The following is a 15,567-nucleotide window of genomic DNA, read 5'->3' as shown; positions in this document are numbered from 1 at the left end:
TTCCTCTCATCCGGGTAAGGTCCGCAGCCGCCGGGAGGGTCTGAGCAGGGCCACGAGCGACGCCCTGGCCGTACGGCGGCCCGCGGCGGCCCGCATTGCCTCGCCGAGCAGAACGGCGAGATAGAAGCCCGCGGTCGCGATCCTGCCCCTGCGTCGCCGGAACAGCCGGACGCGGTTGACCGTGAGCAGCGCGGCCAGCATCGGGCTGGTCTTCGCCTCGCCGCCGATGTGCTCGACCACCGCGGCGGGTTCGTACCAGAGCGTCCAGCCCTCGTCCGCGGCCCGCAGCGCGTACTCGGTCTCCTCGCTGTACAGCAGGAAGGACTCGTCCCACGGGCCGACTTCGGTGAGCGCCGCGGCGGAGATGAGCATGGCGGCTCCGGTGGCCCAGTCCGCGGGGCCCGGCCGCTCGTAGCGGCCGGGATCGACGATCATCTCGCCCAGCGTGCCGATGCGGCCCGCCAGGTGCCCGCCGATCAGCGCCTCGGCGAGCGCACGGCGTACGGCCGGCACGCGGCGAAGCGAGTGGTGGAGCATGCCCTCGGTGCTGACCAGCCGGGGGACGACGATGCCGGTGCCGGAACGGTCGAGGGCCTTGCTCAGTACGGCCAGCGAACCGGGGCGGAGGCGGCAGTCGGGGTTCATCACCAAGATCGCATCAAGCTCACGGAGGTCGAGCGCCGCGATCCCGGCGTTGATCGCGGCCGCGTAACCGGCGTTCCTGCCCACTTGCACGGGACGGACGGGCAGGTCGGCGGCCTGTTCCGCGAGACGGAGCGAGTCGTCCTTGGAGGCGTTGTCCGCCACGACGACGGCGACGAGCCGTGCCCCTTCAGCGCCCTCGGGCAGAGAGGCCAGGCAACCACGGAGGACCGGCGCGCTGTTGTAGGTCACGATCACGATCGCGACTCGGGGAGAGCCGGGTGTCACATGTCGCCATCGTGGCCCGGCAATGGATCGTTACAAGTAACAGCTGACACGGCTGAGGCGATGAGGGGGTAGGGGCCGGTGTCGTAGAGACGGAGACACACTTCATGCAGGATCTGCAGGCTTTCACCTTCCGCCGCGATGAGCTTTTTCCGCTGGCGGACAAGTATTCCGAGCAGTTCCGCACGGCCTCACCGTTCCGTCATGTGTTCATCGACGACTTCCTGCCGCCCGACGTGCTGGAGCCGGTCCTCGAGGAGTTCCCCGAGCCTCGAGACGCCACCTGGCAGCGGTTCGACACCGCGCGCGAGGTGAAGCTGGCGCTGGCCGACCCCGAGCGCATGGGACCGGCCACCAGGCACCTGCTGGCGGAGTTCAACAGCGGCGTGTTCGTCGAGTTCCTCGAGCGGCTGACCGGCATCACGCAACTGGTCTCCGACCCGCACTTCGAGGGTGGCGGCCTGCACCAGATCCGGCCGGGTGGCTTCCTCAAGGTGCACGCCGACTTCAACAAGAGCCGGAAGCTCAACCTCGACCGACGGCTCAACGGCCTGCTCTACCTCAACAAGGACTGGGAGGAGAGCTACGGCGGGCACCTGCAGTTGTGGAACAAGGACATGACCGAGTGCGAGGGCAAGATCCTCCCGGTCTTCAACAGGTTCGTGCTGTTCGCCACGACCGATGACGCCAACCACGGGCATCCTGATCCGCTCACCTGTCCGCCGGACCGGGCACGGCGCTCGATGGCGCTCTACTACTACTCCAACGGCCGGCCCGAGGACGAGGTCACCGACGACCACACCACGCTGTTCAAGCAACGGCCCGGCGAGGCGTGGAAGAGCAACCTCCGCCAGGTCGCCAAGCGTTGGACGCCGCCTGCACTCGCTGATCTCGTCTCCCATAGGAAGACCAAGGACGAGTGAGGCCGTACGTCGGAGGTTGGTGTCTCGGCGTGGGCCTGATCGTGCTGCTGAGCGGGTGCCAGAGTTCGGGGGCCCAGGAGAAGCCGGTCGTCACCCAGCCGCCGGCCACGGTTGCTTCCCCACCTGCCCCACCTGCCTCGCCTCCGCCGTCGAAGCCGCCCGAGCAGGATTGGCCGGGGCCGGACAACACGGGCGTGCCCAATGGCCTGGAGCTACGCAAGTCCGGGCCCATCCGGGTGACCAAGAGCGGCACGGTCATCGACGGCGTCGAGGTGACCGGCTACATCACGGTCGAGGCCGACAACGTCACCATCCGCAACACCCGGGTCCGCGGCACCAAGGGGTGGTGGGGGATCCTCCAGCGCGAGGGGCGCAGCGGGCTGACGGTCGAGGACAGTGAGATCTTCGGCAACGGCAGGCAGCGCACCCAGTTCGGCATACTCAACCAGGGCAAGACCATCACCGTGCGCCGGGTCGACATCCACACGATCTCCAACGGGATCCTGACCCAGCAGGGTGTGGTCGAGGACTCCTACGTGCACGACCCGAAGTACTACTCCGGCGACCACACCGACATGATCATGTCGACCGGGCCGCCCGCCGCGGGCACCGAGCTGATCATCCGGCACAACACGGTGATCAACACGCTGGACCAGACGGGTGCGATCGCGCTGTTCCAGGACTTCGGCGTGATCAAGAATGTGACGGTGGAGGGCAATCTGCTGGCCGGGGGCGGCTGGTCGCTGTACGCGGGCGCCGGGGCCAAAGGCAGGTCGTCGAATATCAAGGTGATCGACAATGTCTTCAGTCGCAGGGTGTGGCCCAAGGGGGGATCTGCGGGGCCCGTTTCATATTGGGATAATGACGGAGCCGGAAATCTGTGGCGGGGAAACACCTGGGAAGACGGTGGGACGGTAACTCCTGGATAACCGCCATTTGTCGATTTTTCTGTGATATCTGGGAGAAGTTGGCGTCTCTTGTGAATTGAGGGGAAAACGTGTCCTTTTCGTTAAAAACTCCCTCTTAGCGCTTCCGGTATGGCTACTGTCTCCTCTTGGGGACTCGGCGTGGCCATGATCGGAAGGAGTCGCCTGTGTCAAGGCATCGAAGGAGCAAGCGGCGGACCGGGTGGTTATCCCTGGCCGGCGTATCCACTGTGGCGGTGCTGGCGGGCGGATACGGCATTGTCGTCTCTGACGTGCTTGAGCCTCAGGCGGCCCTGACGGACGCGAGCGTGGCGCGCGCCACGGCTTCGCCGCACGCCGCCGCCGGCCAGAGGCCCCGGCCACGCGCCACCACCGAAAAACCGCGCGCCGGCAGGCTCACGACCAAGGGCCCCTGGTGGTGGCCCAGACGGCCCACCAAGAAGCCGACCTCGCGGCCGACGCGCAGGCCGACCAAGACGGCGACGCCGATCGCGACCCCGCCCGTGACGCCGACCGTGACCCCCACCGTGACGCCGACCGTGACCCCCACCGTGACGCCGACCGTGACCCCCACCGTGACGCCGACCGTGACGCCTACGAAGACGCCGACCACGACGCCGACGGTGACTCCCACGAGGACTCCGACCGCGACTCCCACGGTGACCCCGTCTGAGACGCCGACGGCGACTCCGACGAAGACCCCGACCGAGACCCCGACCGAGACCCCGACCGAGACCCCGACCGAGACCCCGACCGAGACCCCGACCGAGACTCCCACAGCGACTTCGACGAAGACCCCGCCTGGAACGCCGACGGCGACTCCGACGAAGACCCCGACCGAGACGCCGACGGCAACGCCTACGCGGTTGCCGACGACCGCCCCGCCGCCGAGCGGAAGCTGGCCTGGACCTGGCAACACCGGCGTTCCCGCCGGCACCGAGATGGTCCAGAAGACCGGCTCGATTGTCATCAGGGAAGACGGCAAGGTCATCGACGGCTGGGACGTGACCGGCGACATCACGGTCGAGGCGAACAATGTGACCATCCGCAACACCCGTGTGCGCGGGCAGGACGACTATTGGGGCATCCTCCAGCGCGCGGGCTTCACCGGCCTCAAGGTCGAGGACAGTGAGATCTTCGGCAACGGCAAGCGGCGCACCCAGTTCGGCATACTCAACCAGGGCAAGATGATCACGGTGCGCCGAGTGGACATCCACACGATCTCCAACGGCATCCTCACCGACCAAGGACTGATCGAGGACTCCTACGTGCACGACCCGAAGTACTACGCCGAGGACCACACCGACATGATCATGTCAACCGGCACCGCGGCCGCCGGCACCGAGTTGATCATCCGGCACAACACCGTGGTCAATACGCTCGACCAGACCGGGGCGATCGCGCTCTTTCAGGACTTCGGCGTGACCCGGAACGTCACCGTGGAGCGTAACCTGCTGGCCGGCGGCGGCTGGTCACTGTACGCGGGCGCCGGCAGGAAGGGGTTGTCCTCGAACATCAAGGTGATTGACAACGTCTTCAGCCGCAGGGTGTGGCCGAAGGGCGGCTATGCCGGCCCGGTGTCGTACTGGGATTCCGATGGGCCGGGCAACGTCTGGCGGGGCAACACCTGGGAGAGCAGCGGCGCGAGCGTGCTGGCCGCGGACTAGTTGCGGATCGCGATGACCGACTTCACCAGCCCGGCCAGCCGTTCGAAGCGGATGTGGGACTTGGGGAAGTAGTGCCGCATCTCGGTCACACTGAGCAACTCGACCTCCATGGCGATCATGCGGGCGGCGTCCCGGTCGGAGGTCGGAGTGTGGACGAGTGGCCAGCGGCGCAGGATCGTCGTCCGTGCGGTGAGCGGCAGGAACTGAAATCCCGGGAACAGGAAGTGCGGCTCGACCGGGAAATAGCGGTAGGGCGTCTGCACCCAGTGTCGCTCGGCCATCTCGTGCACGGTGTCGGCGAACTGCTGCCGGCGCTGGTGCCCGCCGACATGCTCGATCACCGCGTTGGAGAACGCCAGGTCGTACTGCGTGCTTCGGATCGCGGCGGGAAGGTCGCAGGCGTCGGCGACATCGGCTCGCAGCCACGCCGGCAGGTCGGCGGGCGGCTGCTCGAGGTTGACGATGTGGACGTGCGCCGGCCTGACCGGAGCGCGCATCCAGGCTCCGGCCGTACCGCCGAGGTCGAGGACGTGCATCTGGTCGAGGTCCGGGAACCGGTCGGCGAACCACTGCCACCTTCGCGCCCGTGCCCTGGCTCCCAGCGAGTCGGGAGCGTCCACGAAACGACTGCGCAGGGCGTTCAGGCGGCTCATAAAGGGGCTCCTCCGGCCAGATAAGTATCCCTATGCTCCCAGAACTCGGCCCGCGCGGCTAAGCGTGTGATTCTTTGTGACGTTCTTGCGACGCGTACCAATCGACCGTTCGGCGCAACCCGTCGTCCAATTCCGTGACAGGATTCCAGCCGAGCCGGTCCGCGGCAGGCGTGATATCGCCGACCTGCGTAATATCGTGCGGGCGATCAGGGGCCGCTCCGAATTCCGGCGTCGTGCTGGCGCCGATGATCCGATAAAGCCCCTTGACGATCTCATGGGCCGGGGTCTTGAGCCCGGTCCCGATATCAAGAGTGTGTCCGATCGCCTTGTCGGATTCGCCCGCCAGGACGAACGCGTCGACGACATCGTCGACGTAGATCCAGTCGGCGAGCTTGGTGGCCGTGGTGAGCTGCGGGCGCTCGCCCCGGAGGAGGCTGAGTGTCACGTAGGGCACGAGCTTGGTGGTGTCGGGCTGGGCCGGCCCGTAGACCATGCTGGGGCGCAGCACCGTGACGGGCAGATCCCAGAGCCGGTGGTAGAGCTGCGCGTAGCCGGTGGCGGCCCACTTGGACATCGCGTAGGCCGACGACGGCGGAGCGTGGTCGTTGCCCGGGCGCGGCTCCTCGATGGAGCCGGTGAAGACTGTCTTGACGCCACCTTCATGGGCGGCGGCCAGCACGTTGATCCCGCCGATGACATTGTTGTCCAGGGTGGCACGGACGACTTCGTCACTTCTCGAACCGGTGACTTCGCCGGCGAGGTGGAACAGGAGGCTTGGGCGTACCGAGCGGAAGAGTCGCGTCGTCGCACTGGCGTCGCTCAGATGGGCCATGTGCCAGACCTCGCCATGGCGAGACTGCTGGGGGCGGCGGCTGACTGCGTGCACCTGGGCGCCAAGCGTTCGTAAGCGTCTCACCAGATGCGAGCCGATGAATCCGGCCGCCCCTGTCACCAGCACCACGGTCTCAGGCCAATGCGACATCGTGGATTGACCTCCGTGGGAGATGGAGCCGTCGGGCCGACGGCTCCATTCTCATCACCAACTAGCCGATGCGCCAGGTGTCGCCGCCCAGCAGCAGCTCGCTCAGGTCGCCGGGGCCCTTCTGCTGAACGGCCTCCTCCATCTGCTCGGCCATGGCCACCTCGTACGACGGCCGGTCCACGCTCCGGAAGACGCCGATCGGCACGTGCTCGAACGCCGGCTCGTCCAGCCTGCTCAGCGCGAAGGCGATCGACGGGTCCGGGTTGTGCGCGTCGTGCACGAGGATCTCGTCCTCGCTCACACCGTCGCGGGCCACCACCTCGATGCCCCCCGACGCGGCGCGTACGACGGCCTTGGAGGCGCTCACGATCGGCTGCCCGTGCTCCAGCCGCAACGTGATGTCGTCACGGACCTCCGGGTCCTTGAGCGGCTCGAAGGCGTTGTCGTTGAAGATGTTGCAGTTCTGGTAGATCTCCACCAGCGACGCGCCCCGGTGCGCGGTGGCCTCGCGCAACACTGACTGCAGGTGCTTGCGGTCGGAGTCGATGGTGCGGGCCACGAACGACGCCTCCGCGCCGATGGCCAGCGAGATCGGGTTGAACGGCTTGTCCAGCGACCCCATCGGCGTCGACTTGGTGATCTTGCCGACCTCGGACGTGGGCGAGTACTGCCCCTTGGTCAGACCGTAAATCCTGTTGTTGAACAGCAGGATGTTGAGGTTGACGTTGCGGCGCAGCGCGTGGATCAGATGGTTGCCGCCGATGGACAGCGCGTCACCGTCACCGGTGATCACCCAGACCGACAAATCGGGCCTCGACGCGGCGAGCCCGGTCGCGATCGCCGGCGCGCGGCCGTGGATCGAGTGGAACCCGTACGTGTTGAGGTAGTACGGGAACCGCGACGAGCACCCGATGCCCGAAACGAACACGATGTTCTCGCGCTTGAGCCCCAGCTCGGGCAGGAAGCTCTGCACCGCGGCCAGGATCGCGTAGTCACCGCAGCCAGGGCACCAGCGGACCTCCTGATCGGACTTGAAGTCCTTCAGACCCTGCTTCACATCGGTCTTGGGAACGAGGCTGAGGCCCCTCCCATTCAAGAGCTCAGTCACTGTCGATCACGTCCTGGATGACTCCGGCCAGCTCCTCGGCCTTGAACGGGAGCCCGCGCACACGGTTGTAGCTGATCACGTCGACGAGGTAGCGGGCCCGCAGCAGCAGGGCCAGCTGGCCCAGGTTGATCTCGGGCAGCAGCACCTTGTCGTAACGCTTGAGCACCTCGCCGGTGTTGGCCGGCAGCGGGTTGAGGTGGCGGAAGTGGGCCTGGGCGGCCTTGCCGCCGTTCCTCCTGATCCGCCGGATGGCCGCGGCGATCGGCCCGTACGTCGAGCCCCAGCCGATGACCAGCACCTTCGCATCCGCGTCGGGGTCGTCGACCTCGAGGTCGGGTACGTCGATGCCGGCGATCTTCGCGGCCCGGCTGCGGACCATCAGGTCGTGGTTGTCCGGGTCGTAGGAGATGTTGCCGGTGCCGTCGGCCTTCTCGATGCCGCCGATGCGGTGCTCCAGACCGGCCGTGCCCGGGATGGCCCACGGGCGGGCGAGGGTCTCGGCGTCCCGCTTGTACGGCAGGAACTCGCCGTCGTCACCGTTCGGAGTAGTCGTAAATTCCTGGGAAATGTCTGGCAAGTCCGAAACTTCGGGCAGTCGCCACGGCTCCGAGCCGTTGGCCAGGTAGCCGTCCGAGAGCAGCATGACCGGGGTGCGGTACTTGACCGCGATCCGGGCCGCCTCGATGGCCGCGTCGAAGCAGTCGCACGGCGACATCGGCGCCACGATCGGGACCGGGGACTCGCCGTTGCGGCCGAACATGGCCATCAGCAGGTCGGTCTGCTCGGTCTTGGTCGGCATGCCGGTGCTCGGCCCCGCCCGCTGCACGTCCACGATGATCAGCGGCAGCTCGGTGGTGACCGCCAGGCCGACCGTCTCGGCCTTCAGCGCCACACCGGGACCCGACGTGGTGGTCACGCCGAGCGCGCCGCCGAAGGCGGCTCCGAGCGCCGCGCCGACGCCCGCGATCTCGTCCTCGGCCTGGAACGTACGGATGCCGAACTTCTTGTGCTTGCTCAGCTCGTGCAGGATGTCGCTGGCCGGGGTGATCGGGTACGAACCCAGGAACAGTGGCAGCTTGGACTGCACGCTGGCGGCGATCAGGCCGTAGGCGAGCGCCTGGTTACCGGAAATATTGCGATAGATGCCGGGCGTCAGCTGCGCCGGCTTGACCTCGTACGACACCGAGAACGACTCGGTGGTCTCGCCGTAGTTCCAGCCCGCCTGGAAGGCCGCGATGTTGGCCTTGGCGATCTCCGGCTTCTTTGCGAATTTTTGCTCGAGGAACTTGATGGTGTGCTCGGTCGGCCGGTGGTAGAGCCAGCTGAGCAGGCCGAGGGCGAACATGTTCTTCGACCGCTCGGCGTCCTTCTTGGACAGGTCGAAACCCTCGAGGGCCTTGACGGTGAGCGAGGTCAGCGGGACCGCGTGGACGCGCCACTCGCTGAGCGAGTCGTCCTCCAGAGGGTTGGCGGCATAGCCGACCTTCTGCAGGTTGCGCTTGGTGAACTCGTCCGTGTTGGCAATGATGTCCGAGCCCCGCGGCAAGTCACCCAGGTTGGCCTTGAGCGCTGCCGGGTTCATGGCCACGAGCACGTTCGGCGCGTCGCCGGGCGTGAGAATGTCGTGGTCGGCGAAGTGGAGCTGGAAGCTCGACACACCCGGGAGGGTGCCTGCGGGCGCGCGGATCTCAGCCGGGAAGTTGGGCAACGTGGACAGGTCGTTACCGAACTCCGCCGTGCCCGCCGTGAAGCGGTCGCCGGTGAGCTGCATGCCGTCGCCGGAGTCTCCAGCGAACCTGATGATCACGCGGTCGAGTTGCTGGACCTGCTTCGTCACAGCTCAGTCCTCCTCGACGCGCCAAGGCGCGGTTGCATTAGGCGCGTTCTCTTTTCCATGCTAGATCCTCGGAAGGTCGCGCGTTTGCGACCCGCGTAAAGCGGGTAAACGCGGTCGGTCTCAGGGTGAGGTCGGAGAACAACGACGACACAGTCCGGACGCGAGCCTGCAGAGGTCTACATGCAGGCGGGCGAACAGGACGGTTCGGGTCACGAGCGCCAACTATACGTCCCCCCAACACATGCGCTACGTCAGGGGCTGCTTGCGGGACGGCTCACTCCCTGACCTGTACAGGCGTCCGGCCTGCATTCCAGCAGAGCCGTACAACTCTGGAACGGTGACGAAGCTGTAACCCTTCCCGCGCAACCTTTTGAGGATGTCCGGAACCGCGTCAACGGTCTCCCGATGAATGTCGTGCATGAGAATGATCGCACCTGGATGCGCCTGGCGCACGACCCGGTCCGCGATGTCGGCCGCCTTGCCTCCCTCTTGGTCGCCGGCGTCCACGTCCCAGGTGATCAGCGAGAAGCCATGCTGGCGCGCGACGTCGCGCAGTTCCCCGCTCACTGCCCCGTACGGCGGCCGTACCAGCGTCGGGGCCTGCCCGATGGCCGACGCGATCGTGTCCTCGGTGCGCCCCAGCGAGTCGGCGATCTTGCTGCTGGCCTGTTTCGACAGGTCCCTGTGGACCCAGCTGTGGTTCCCGACCAGATGACCTTCCAAGCTCATTCTGAGCAGCAGCCCCGGTTGCGTGGCGGCGGTGCTGCCGACCGCGAAGAAGGTGGCCCGCGCCCGCGCCCGCAGCAGCACGTCGAGCAGCCTGCCGGTGAACGGCCCTGGCCCGTCGTCGAACGTCAGCGCGACACACTTGGTCCTGGCGCAGTCCACGGTGCCGGCGCGGCTGCTGGCGGCCGCGGGGCTGCTCGCGGACACGTCGTGCGGCGAGGCGCGCACGTAGGAGGGCGGGCCGCTCGCCTCGTCGTCCCTGACGCCTCTGCCCGTCGCCCCGCGGACGCTTTCCTGGGCCCGCCGTCCCAGATCGGACAGCAGCGGCGTCGCCTCGGTCGCCGGCACCGCCACCGCCAGCCGCCCCAGCGAGCACGGCCCGATCTGGCAGTCGTCGAACTCGACCACCAGGTCCCCGCTCCGGTTGAACGCCATCGAGTCGAACTGGTCGCCGCCTGCCGTGATCGCGTTCCGCTCGACCTGCTCCCCGCGCCCCTTGAGCCGCTCCCTGACCAGCTCGGCGATCCGCCGCAGCGCGTCCTGCCCGGCCAGCAACCCGGTGGAGCCGACCGTTTTGCCGTTACGCGGATCGAACCAGAGCGTCCGTGTGGAATTGCCCCAGCTCGCGCCGAGGTACTGGCCGGTGCGGAGCCGTACTCCGATCACCTGGGAGGAGGCGGCGGCCAGCTGCCAGCTGACGTTCAGCTCGGGACGCGGGTAGACGCCGCCTCGGGTGCGCTGGCGGAAGTCCTGTAGCTGCCGCTGGACCTGCGCCTTCAGCGCCCGGTTGAGCGCGGGCGCGGTGGCGAGGTCGGGGTAGGTGATATGCACGTATCGGGTTGTGCCAGAGGAATCGCCTTCGCTCATCGTCCTGGTGGACAGGACGGGGACGGTCGCCGGGTCGACAAAGTCGATCAGTGTCGGCTCTGCCGGAACCATGACGTCACGCCCATGGGGGGCGCCGGTCAGGCCGCATCCTCCGGCTGAGATAGCCAGAAGAGCGATCCCGGAGAAGAACCGCGATTTGTGCATGCCTGTCAGGGTATGGGGTTGATCTTCCCGTTTACCCCGATTTTGGGGGATGGGGTGCGAGGCTTTGACCGATCCTTGGTTTATGACTCCGCTCAGGTGTCCTTGGTTCGCGATCGAGTTACGATCGTTTCCATGGACGGCTACTTCGGGTCGTACGTACTGGTCGCCGCACTGCTCGCCATCGGCGTCGCCATCGTGGCCGGGGCCTTGACCGTCAACCGCCTCCTTCGTCCGAGCCGTCCCACGCCCGACAAGCTGACCACGTACGAGTGCGGGGTCGACCCGGTCGGCGAGGGCTGGGCCCAGTCGCAGGTCCGCTACTACGTCTTCACGTACCTCTACGTCGTGTTCGCGGTGGACGCCGTGTTCCTGTTCCCCTGGGCCACCGTCTTCGACGCGCCGGGCTACGGGCTGACGACGCTGGTGGAGATGTTCGTGTTCCTGGGGTTCATCGCGCTGGGCATCGTGTACGCCTGGCGCAAACGAGTCCTTACCTGGACTTAGCCGACGTTCTTTGCCTGGCCTGCGATCCGCGCAAGAATGGAATCATGGCAGCGACGGATCTCCCGATGCCCACAGTGGGGCCGATCTCCCGGTTGGCGCCCAAGCCGATGCGCTTCGTGCTCAACTGGGGTCGCCGCTATTCCCTGTGGGTGTTCAACTTCGGGCTGGCGTGCTGCGCGATCGAGTTCATCGCGACGTCGATGAGCAGGCATGATTTCATCCGGTTCGGCGTGATCCCGTTCGCGAACGGCCCCCGCCAAGCAGACCTCATGATCGTCTCTGGCACGGTGACCGACAAGATGGCCCCGGCCGTGAAGCGCCTGTACGAGCAGATGCCCGACCCGAAATACGTGATCTCGTTCGGCGCCTGCTCCAACACCGGTGGCCCCTACTGGGACTCCTACTGCGTGACGAACGGCGTGGACCAGATCATCCCCGTGGACGTCTACGTGCCCGGCTGCCCGCCCAGGCCCGAGGCCCTCCTGTACGGGATCATGAAGCTCCAGGAGAAGATCGCCGAGGAGAAGCTCAGCGACCGTTACGTGTGGTCCCGCTCGCACGCACCGTCGTCCCGGGAACCGTCGTCCCGGGAACCGTCGTCCCGGGAACCGTCGTCCCGGGAACCGTCGTCCCGGGAACCGTCGTCCCGGGAACCGTCGTCCCGGGAACCGTCGTCCCGGGAACCGTCGTCTCCGGAGCAGGCATGAACACCGCCGAGCTCTCCGCGCGCTTCGGCGACCGCGCCGAGGTCTCCGAGTCGTACGGCGACATCACGATAGACGTCGCGCCCGCCGACTGGATCGAGCTGCTGACGTTCGTCCGCGACGACCTCGGCTACGCGTTCTTCGACTGGCTGACCGGCGTCGACGACCCGCCGGACACCTTCCTCGTCGTGGCCCACGTCTACAACCCGGTCGCCTGCGCCCGGCTGCTGCTCCGCACCCGCGTGCCACGCGCCGACCCGCACCTGCCGACCGCCGTCGGCGTCTACCGAGGGGCCAACTGGCACGAGCGGGAGACGTACGAGATGTTCGGCGTGATCTTCGACGGCCATCCCTACCTGGTGCCGCTGCTGCTGCCCGACGGCTTCGAAGGCCACCCGCTCCGTAAGGACTTCATCCTGGCCGCCCGCGTCGCCAAGCCCTGGCCGGGCGCCAAGGAGCCGGGGGAGTCCGGACACGGCGCTCCAAGCCGCCGCAAAACCCTCCCACCCGGGGTCCCCGCCGACTGGGGGACACCGGATGACACCTGACGCGCCCTGGACCGGCCCACCGCTCATCCGGGACCCTTTCAACAGAGTCCCCCATGGGCCATGGGCGTGGAGCGTCGTCCATCGAGCAGTAGCAGCACAAGCAGAGACCGCCTGGGAGCCGCCTGATGCTTGACGTGGTGCTCAGCTTCGCCGTCATCCTCATCGTCTTCCTGGCGCTACCCCTGATCATCGGTCAGACCGAGCACAAGGTCATGGCCCACATGCAGTCACGGCTCGGTCCCATGTACGCCGGCGGCTTCCACGGCTGGGCTCAGCTCATCGCCGACGGGGTGAAGTTCGCGCAGAAGGAGGACGTCATCCCGGCCGCGGCCGATCGCCGCATCTTCATGATCGCCCCCGGCGTGGCGCTGGTCCCGTACCTGGTCGTGCTGATCGTCATCCCCCTCGATCACGGCCTCGTGGCCGTGGACCTCGACCTGGGCCTCTTCTTCGTCCTCGCCGTCATGGGCATCGGCGTGCTCGGCTCGATCATGGCCGGCTGGGCCTCGGCCAACAAATACTCGGTGCTCGGCGGCATGCGCTCGGCCGCCCAGCTCATGTCGTACGAGCTGCCGCTGGTCCTGGCCGCCGCCTCGGTGGCGATGGCCGCGGGCACGCTCTCGATCCCGGGCATCGTCGAGGCGTGGCAGTGGTGGTGGCTGCCGTGGCAGGCGATCGGCGGCGTGGTCTTCTTCCTGGCCGGCCTGGCCGAGCTTCGGCGGCCGCCGTTCGACATGCCGATCGCCGAGTCCGAGATCATCATGGGCCCGATGACCGAGTACACCGGCATGCGTTTCGCCCTGTTCATGCTCTCCGAGTACGCCGGGATCGTGGTTTTGTCCTTCCTGACCACCGTCCTGTTCCTGGGCGGCTGGCACGGCCCGTTCCTGCCCGGCTGGTTGTGGACGCTGGTCAAGGTGTTCCTGCTGGCGTTCGTCGTGATCTGGCTGCGGGTGACGTATCCGCGGCTGCGCGAGGACCAGCTCCAGAAGCTCGCCTGGGCCGGTCTCGTCCCCTTGGCCCTCCTCCAACTGGCCCTCACCGGCGTCGTCAAAGTTCTCATCTGAATTTCGCGGCGGAAACTTTATGTTCGCCTTATTCGTCGTACCCGGACAAGGGGCCCATGGGGGATGACGAATGAACGAGCTTCTTCCGGTAGCAGGCGCGACAAAGGGCAGCCGCTGCCCCAAAACCCTTCTGACCGCCGACGGGGATTCGCTGACGGTCACCGACAAGGCCTCAGGGCATTCGTCACGCGTAACGCCGGCCAGGCTTTACCACTACAGCTATGACCAGGGGGACTCCTCTGTCCAGGGCTTGGCCGCGCTGAACGCCGACGGCCTGGTCGTCCTCGACCTGCCCGGCGAATGGCACGCCCCTCACCTGCGATCCTTCACGCGACGGGCCGGCATCCCGCTGGTGGACGCCCAGAACAAGCCCTCGGACCAGGTCCGGACGGTACTCGCGAGCCGCGCCCCCGGCTGGCGGCGCGTCCGCGGACTGGCGCCTGCCTCCCACAAGAAGTGGCAAAAGGCGGCGGCCATATGCGCGGGCGTCGTCGGCATCGGCTTAATGGCATATCTCGCGTCGGTGGGAATGTGGGCGGCGTGGCGCGGCGTCGCCGCCATCGGCCGCGCCGTTCTGGACATCGTCGACGGGAGGTGGCTGGTGGTGGCCTTCAGTCCGGCTTTGCTGGTGTTACGTCCCGCCATGGCGAAACTCCACCGTTGGCGCGTCAACCAGGGCTCGATCGTGGGTCCGCCGGATGGCCCGTACCTGGTCGGCAAATCTCCCAGGAAGCTCAAGATCGTCCAGCGAAACGACGTCCTCGCCAAGTTCCGCCTCGGCGTGGATTCCGGCCAGGCCTTCAGCCTGCTTCTCTACCGTTACGACGATCTGACCGGCCTGGTCATCCTCGACAGTATGGAGGCCGTTCTCCATCACCTCCCTGGGCCTTGGCCCCCGAACGACGTGGACCGCTTCGCCAAACGCCACGACCTGTTCCTGGTGGTGCGGCGGTTGTCGCGCGAGGAGTATCTGACCCTGGTCAAGCGGGCCAGGACGGCAATCCCCTGACGGACGCGACCGCCCTTCCCTCAAGCCGACAGCCGCGCTCGCACCGTCACCCATTGCCCGCTCTTCCCAAGCCGACAGCCGCGCTCGCACCTTCACCCTCGTACCCGCCGTCCCCAAGCCCACAGCCGCGGTGCACCGTCACCCATGTGCCCGCCCCGCGTGACGACACGCGCGGCACCATGGACGCTCGCCGCCGTGCGACCTCAATCGGTCGGTCGTCAGTTGATGTCGGTCGTCAGTTGATGATCGCCAACATCACATCGGAGGCCGACGGCCGCTCCTCGGGCCGCTTGCTGAGACAAGCCCCCACAACACTCCGTAACCCAGAGGGCAACGGCGACAGGTCAGGATGAACCGTGAGCACCCGGTTGAAAACCGCTGGCACGGAGTCCTCCCCGAACGCCGGCCGCCCCGTGGCCGCGAACACGATCGTCACTGCCCAGCTGAACACGTCGGAGGCCGGCCCCACCGTCTCCCCGGACAACTGCTCAGGCGACATATAGGGCGGCGTCCCCACCATCTTCCCGGACGTCACGGTCATCTGATCGAGCGCCCGAGCGATCCCGAAGTCGATCACCCGTGGCCCGTCGTGCCCGATCAGCACGTTACTCGGCTTGAAATCGCGATGAACGATCCCCGCCTTGTGGATGGCCGCCAGCGCCCCGGCTGTGGATAAAGCCAGCCGGGTCAGGCTGTCCTCGTCACGCGGCCCGTGCTTCCTGACGAGCTGCTCCAGCGACGGCCCGTCCACGTATTCGCTGACGATGTACGGGAATTGGCCGGTGATGTTGACGTCCAGCACGCGGGCTGTGGAAAACGTCGCCACCCGCCGCGCCGCCTCGACTTCTCGCGCGAACCTGGCCCGCGCCGTCTCGTCCACCAGATCGTCGGCTTCGACGCCGGTCTCCGGGTGCGCTTCGACGATCAGCCGCGGCACGTCGAGCCGTGTCATCC

General features: G+C 67.1%; 17 protein-coding genes. 8 read left to right on the top strand and 9 right to left on the bottom strand.

Annotated elements, in window-relative coordinates; all coding sequences use genetic code 11:
* Positions 1-6 precede the first annotated feature (6 nt).
* Complete coding sequence (locus tag ETD86_RS29680) at positions 7-930, bottom strand: glycosyltransferase family 2 protein (protein WP_138669588.1); 924 nt, start codon at positions 928-930, stop codon at positions 7-9.
* Positions 931-1,034: 104 nt separating this feature from the next.
* Here ETD86_RS29680 and ETD86_RS29675 point away from each other — a divergent pair, with 104 nt between their 5' ends.
* Both ETD86_RS29675 and ETD86_RS29670 read left to right on the top strand, forming a co-directional pair.
* A complete protein-coding gene (locus ETD86_RS29675; protein WP_138669586.1) occupies positions 1,035-1,850 on the top strand; it encodes a 2OG-Fe(II) oxygenase in 816 nt (271 codons plus the stop codon).
* A gap of 29 nt (positions 1,851-1,879) precedes the next feature.
* Positions 1,880-2,779 (top strand): right-handed parallel beta-helix repeat-containing protein, encoded by a 900-nt coding sequence (locus tag ETD86_RS29670; RefSeq protein ID WP_170223340.1) that lies wholly within the window; start codon positions 1,880-1,882, stop codon positions 2,777-2,779.
* Between the two features lie 280 nt (positions 2,780-3,059).
* On the opposite strand, the gene ETD86_RS55540 is transcribed toward ETD86_RS29670, so the two are convergent.
* Positions 3,060-3,746, bottom strand: a complete 687-nt coding sequence (locus tag ETD86_RS55540; protein WP_170223339.1) for a hypothetical protein — start codon at positions 3,744-3,746, stop codon at positions 3,060-3,062.
* Here ETD86_RS55540 and ETD86_RS55535 point away from each other — a divergent pair.
* Positions 3,718-4,443, top strand: coding sequence for a right-handed parallel beta-helix repeat-containing protein (locus ETD86_RS55535; RefSeq protein WP_170223338.1), 726 nt, complete (start codon positions 3,718-3,720; stop codon positions 4,441-4,443). The genes ETD86_RS55540 and ETD86_RS55535 overlap by 29 nt on opposite strands.
* Here ETD86_RS55535 and ETD86_RS29660 read toward each other — a convergent pair.
* From ETD86_RS29660 to ETD86_RS29640, 6 genes are all read right to left on the bottom strand, one after another.
* Positions 4,440-5,096 (bottom strand): class I SAM-dependent methyltransferase, encoded by a 657-nt coding sequence (locus ETD86_RS29660; RefSeq protein ID WP_138669582.1) that lies wholly within the window; start codon positions 5,094-5,096, stop codon positions 4,440-4,442. The two genes, ETD86_RS55535 and ETD86_RS29660, sit on opposite strands and share 4 nt — an antisense overlap.
* A 58-nt stretch (positions 5,097-5,154) precedes the next feature.
* Positions 5,155-6,057 carry an NAD-dependent epimerase/dehydratase family protein gene (locus ETD86_RS29655; protein WP_170223337.1) on the bottom strand — a complete coding sequence of 301 codons (903 nt, stop codon included), beginning with the start codon at positions 6,055-6,057 and terminating at the stop codon, positions 5,155-5,157.
* Positions 6,058-6,139: 82 nt separating this feature from the next.
* Positions 6,140-7,186: a 2-oxoacid:ferredoxin oxidoreductase subunit beta gene (locus tag ETD86_RS29650; RefSeq protein WP_138669578.1), complete on the bottom strand. Its 1,047-nt coding sequence runs from the start codon at positions 7,184-7,186 to the stop codon at positions 6,140-6,142.
* Positions 7,179-9,023, bottom strand: a complete 1,845-nt coding sequence (locus ETD86_RS29645; protein ID WP_138669576.1) for a 2-oxoacid:acceptor oxidoreductase subunit alpha — start codon at positions 9,021-9,023, stop codon at positions 7,179-7,181. The genes ETD86_RS29650 and ETD86_RS29645 overlap by 8 nt, the downstream gene beginning before the upstream one ends.
* Positions 9,024-9,143: 120 nt before the next feature.
* Entirely contained in the window at positions 9,144-9,236 is a 93-nt protein-coding gene (locus tag ETD86_RS60220; protein ID WP_367804195.1) for a putative leader peptide, read from the bottom strand.
* A gap of 33 nt (positions 9,237-9,269) precedes the next feature.
* Positions 9,270-10,580: a polysaccharide deacetylase family protein gene (locus tag ETD86_RS29640; protein ID WP_170223336.1), complete on the bottom strand. Its 1,311-nt coding sequence runs from the start codon at positions 10,578-10,580 to the stop codon at positions 9,270-9,272.
* Between the two features lie 333 nt (positions 10,581-10,913).
* Between ETD86_RS29640 and ETD86_RS29635 the strand changes: the two genes are divergently transcribed.
* From ETD86_RS29635 to ETD86_RS29615, 5 genes are all read left to right on the top strand, one after another.
* On the top strand, positions 10,914-11,285 hold the full coding sequence (locus ETD86_RS29635; protein WP_138669572.1) for an NADH-quinone oxidoreductase subunit A: 372 nt from the start codon (positions 10,914-10,916) through the stop codon (positions 11,283-11,285).
* A gap of 44 nt (positions 11,286-11,329) precedes the next feature.
* A complete protein-coding gene (locus tag ETD86_RS29630; RefSeq protein WP_425465671.1) occupies positions 11,330-11,992 on the top strand; it encodes an NADH-quinone oxidoreductase subunit B in 663 nt (220 codons plus the stop codon).
* The gene (locus ETD86_RS29625) at positions 11,989-12,537 is read left to right on the top strand and encodes an NADH-quinone oxidoreductase subunit C (RefSeq protein ID WP_138669570.1); all 549 of its coding nucleotides are present in this window, start codon (positions 11,989-11,991) and stop codon (positions 12,535-12,537) included. The genes ETD86_RS29630 and ETD86_RS29625 overlap by 4 nt, the downstream gene beginning before the upstream one ends.
* Positions 12,538-12,662: 125 nt before the next feature.
* Positions 12,663-13,604, top strand: a complete 942-nt coding sequence (gene nuoH / locus ETD86_RS29620) for an NADH-quinone oxidoreductase subunit NuoH (RefSeq protein WP_138669568.1) — start codon at positions 12,663-12,665, stop codon at positions 13,602-13,604.
* Positions 13,605-13,674: 70 nt separating this feature from the next.
* Positions 13,675-14,613 carry a hypothetical protein gene (locus ETD86_RS29615; protein ID WP_138669566.1) on the top strand — a complete coding sequence of 313 codons (939 nt, stop codon included), beginning with the start codon at positions 13,675-13,677 and terminating at the stop codon, positions 14,611-14,613.
* A gap of 235 nt (positions 14,614-14,848) precedes the next feature.
* Here the strand turns inward: ETD86_RS29615 and ETD86_RS29610 are convergent.
* On the bottom strand, positions 14,849-15,567 hold a 719-nt coding region (locus tag ETD86_RS29610), incomplete at its 5' end, for a serine/threonine-protein kinase (protein ID WP_138669564.1).

The sequence above is a fragment of the Nonomuraea turkmeniaca genome (assembly GCF_005889735.1).
GTDB lineage: Bacteria > Actinomycetota > Actinomycetes > Streptosporangiales > Streptosporangiaceae > Nonomuraea > Nonomuraea turkmeniaca.
Note: the sequence above shows the minus strand (reverse complement) of the source record. Positions and strands in the feature narration are given on the sequence as shown.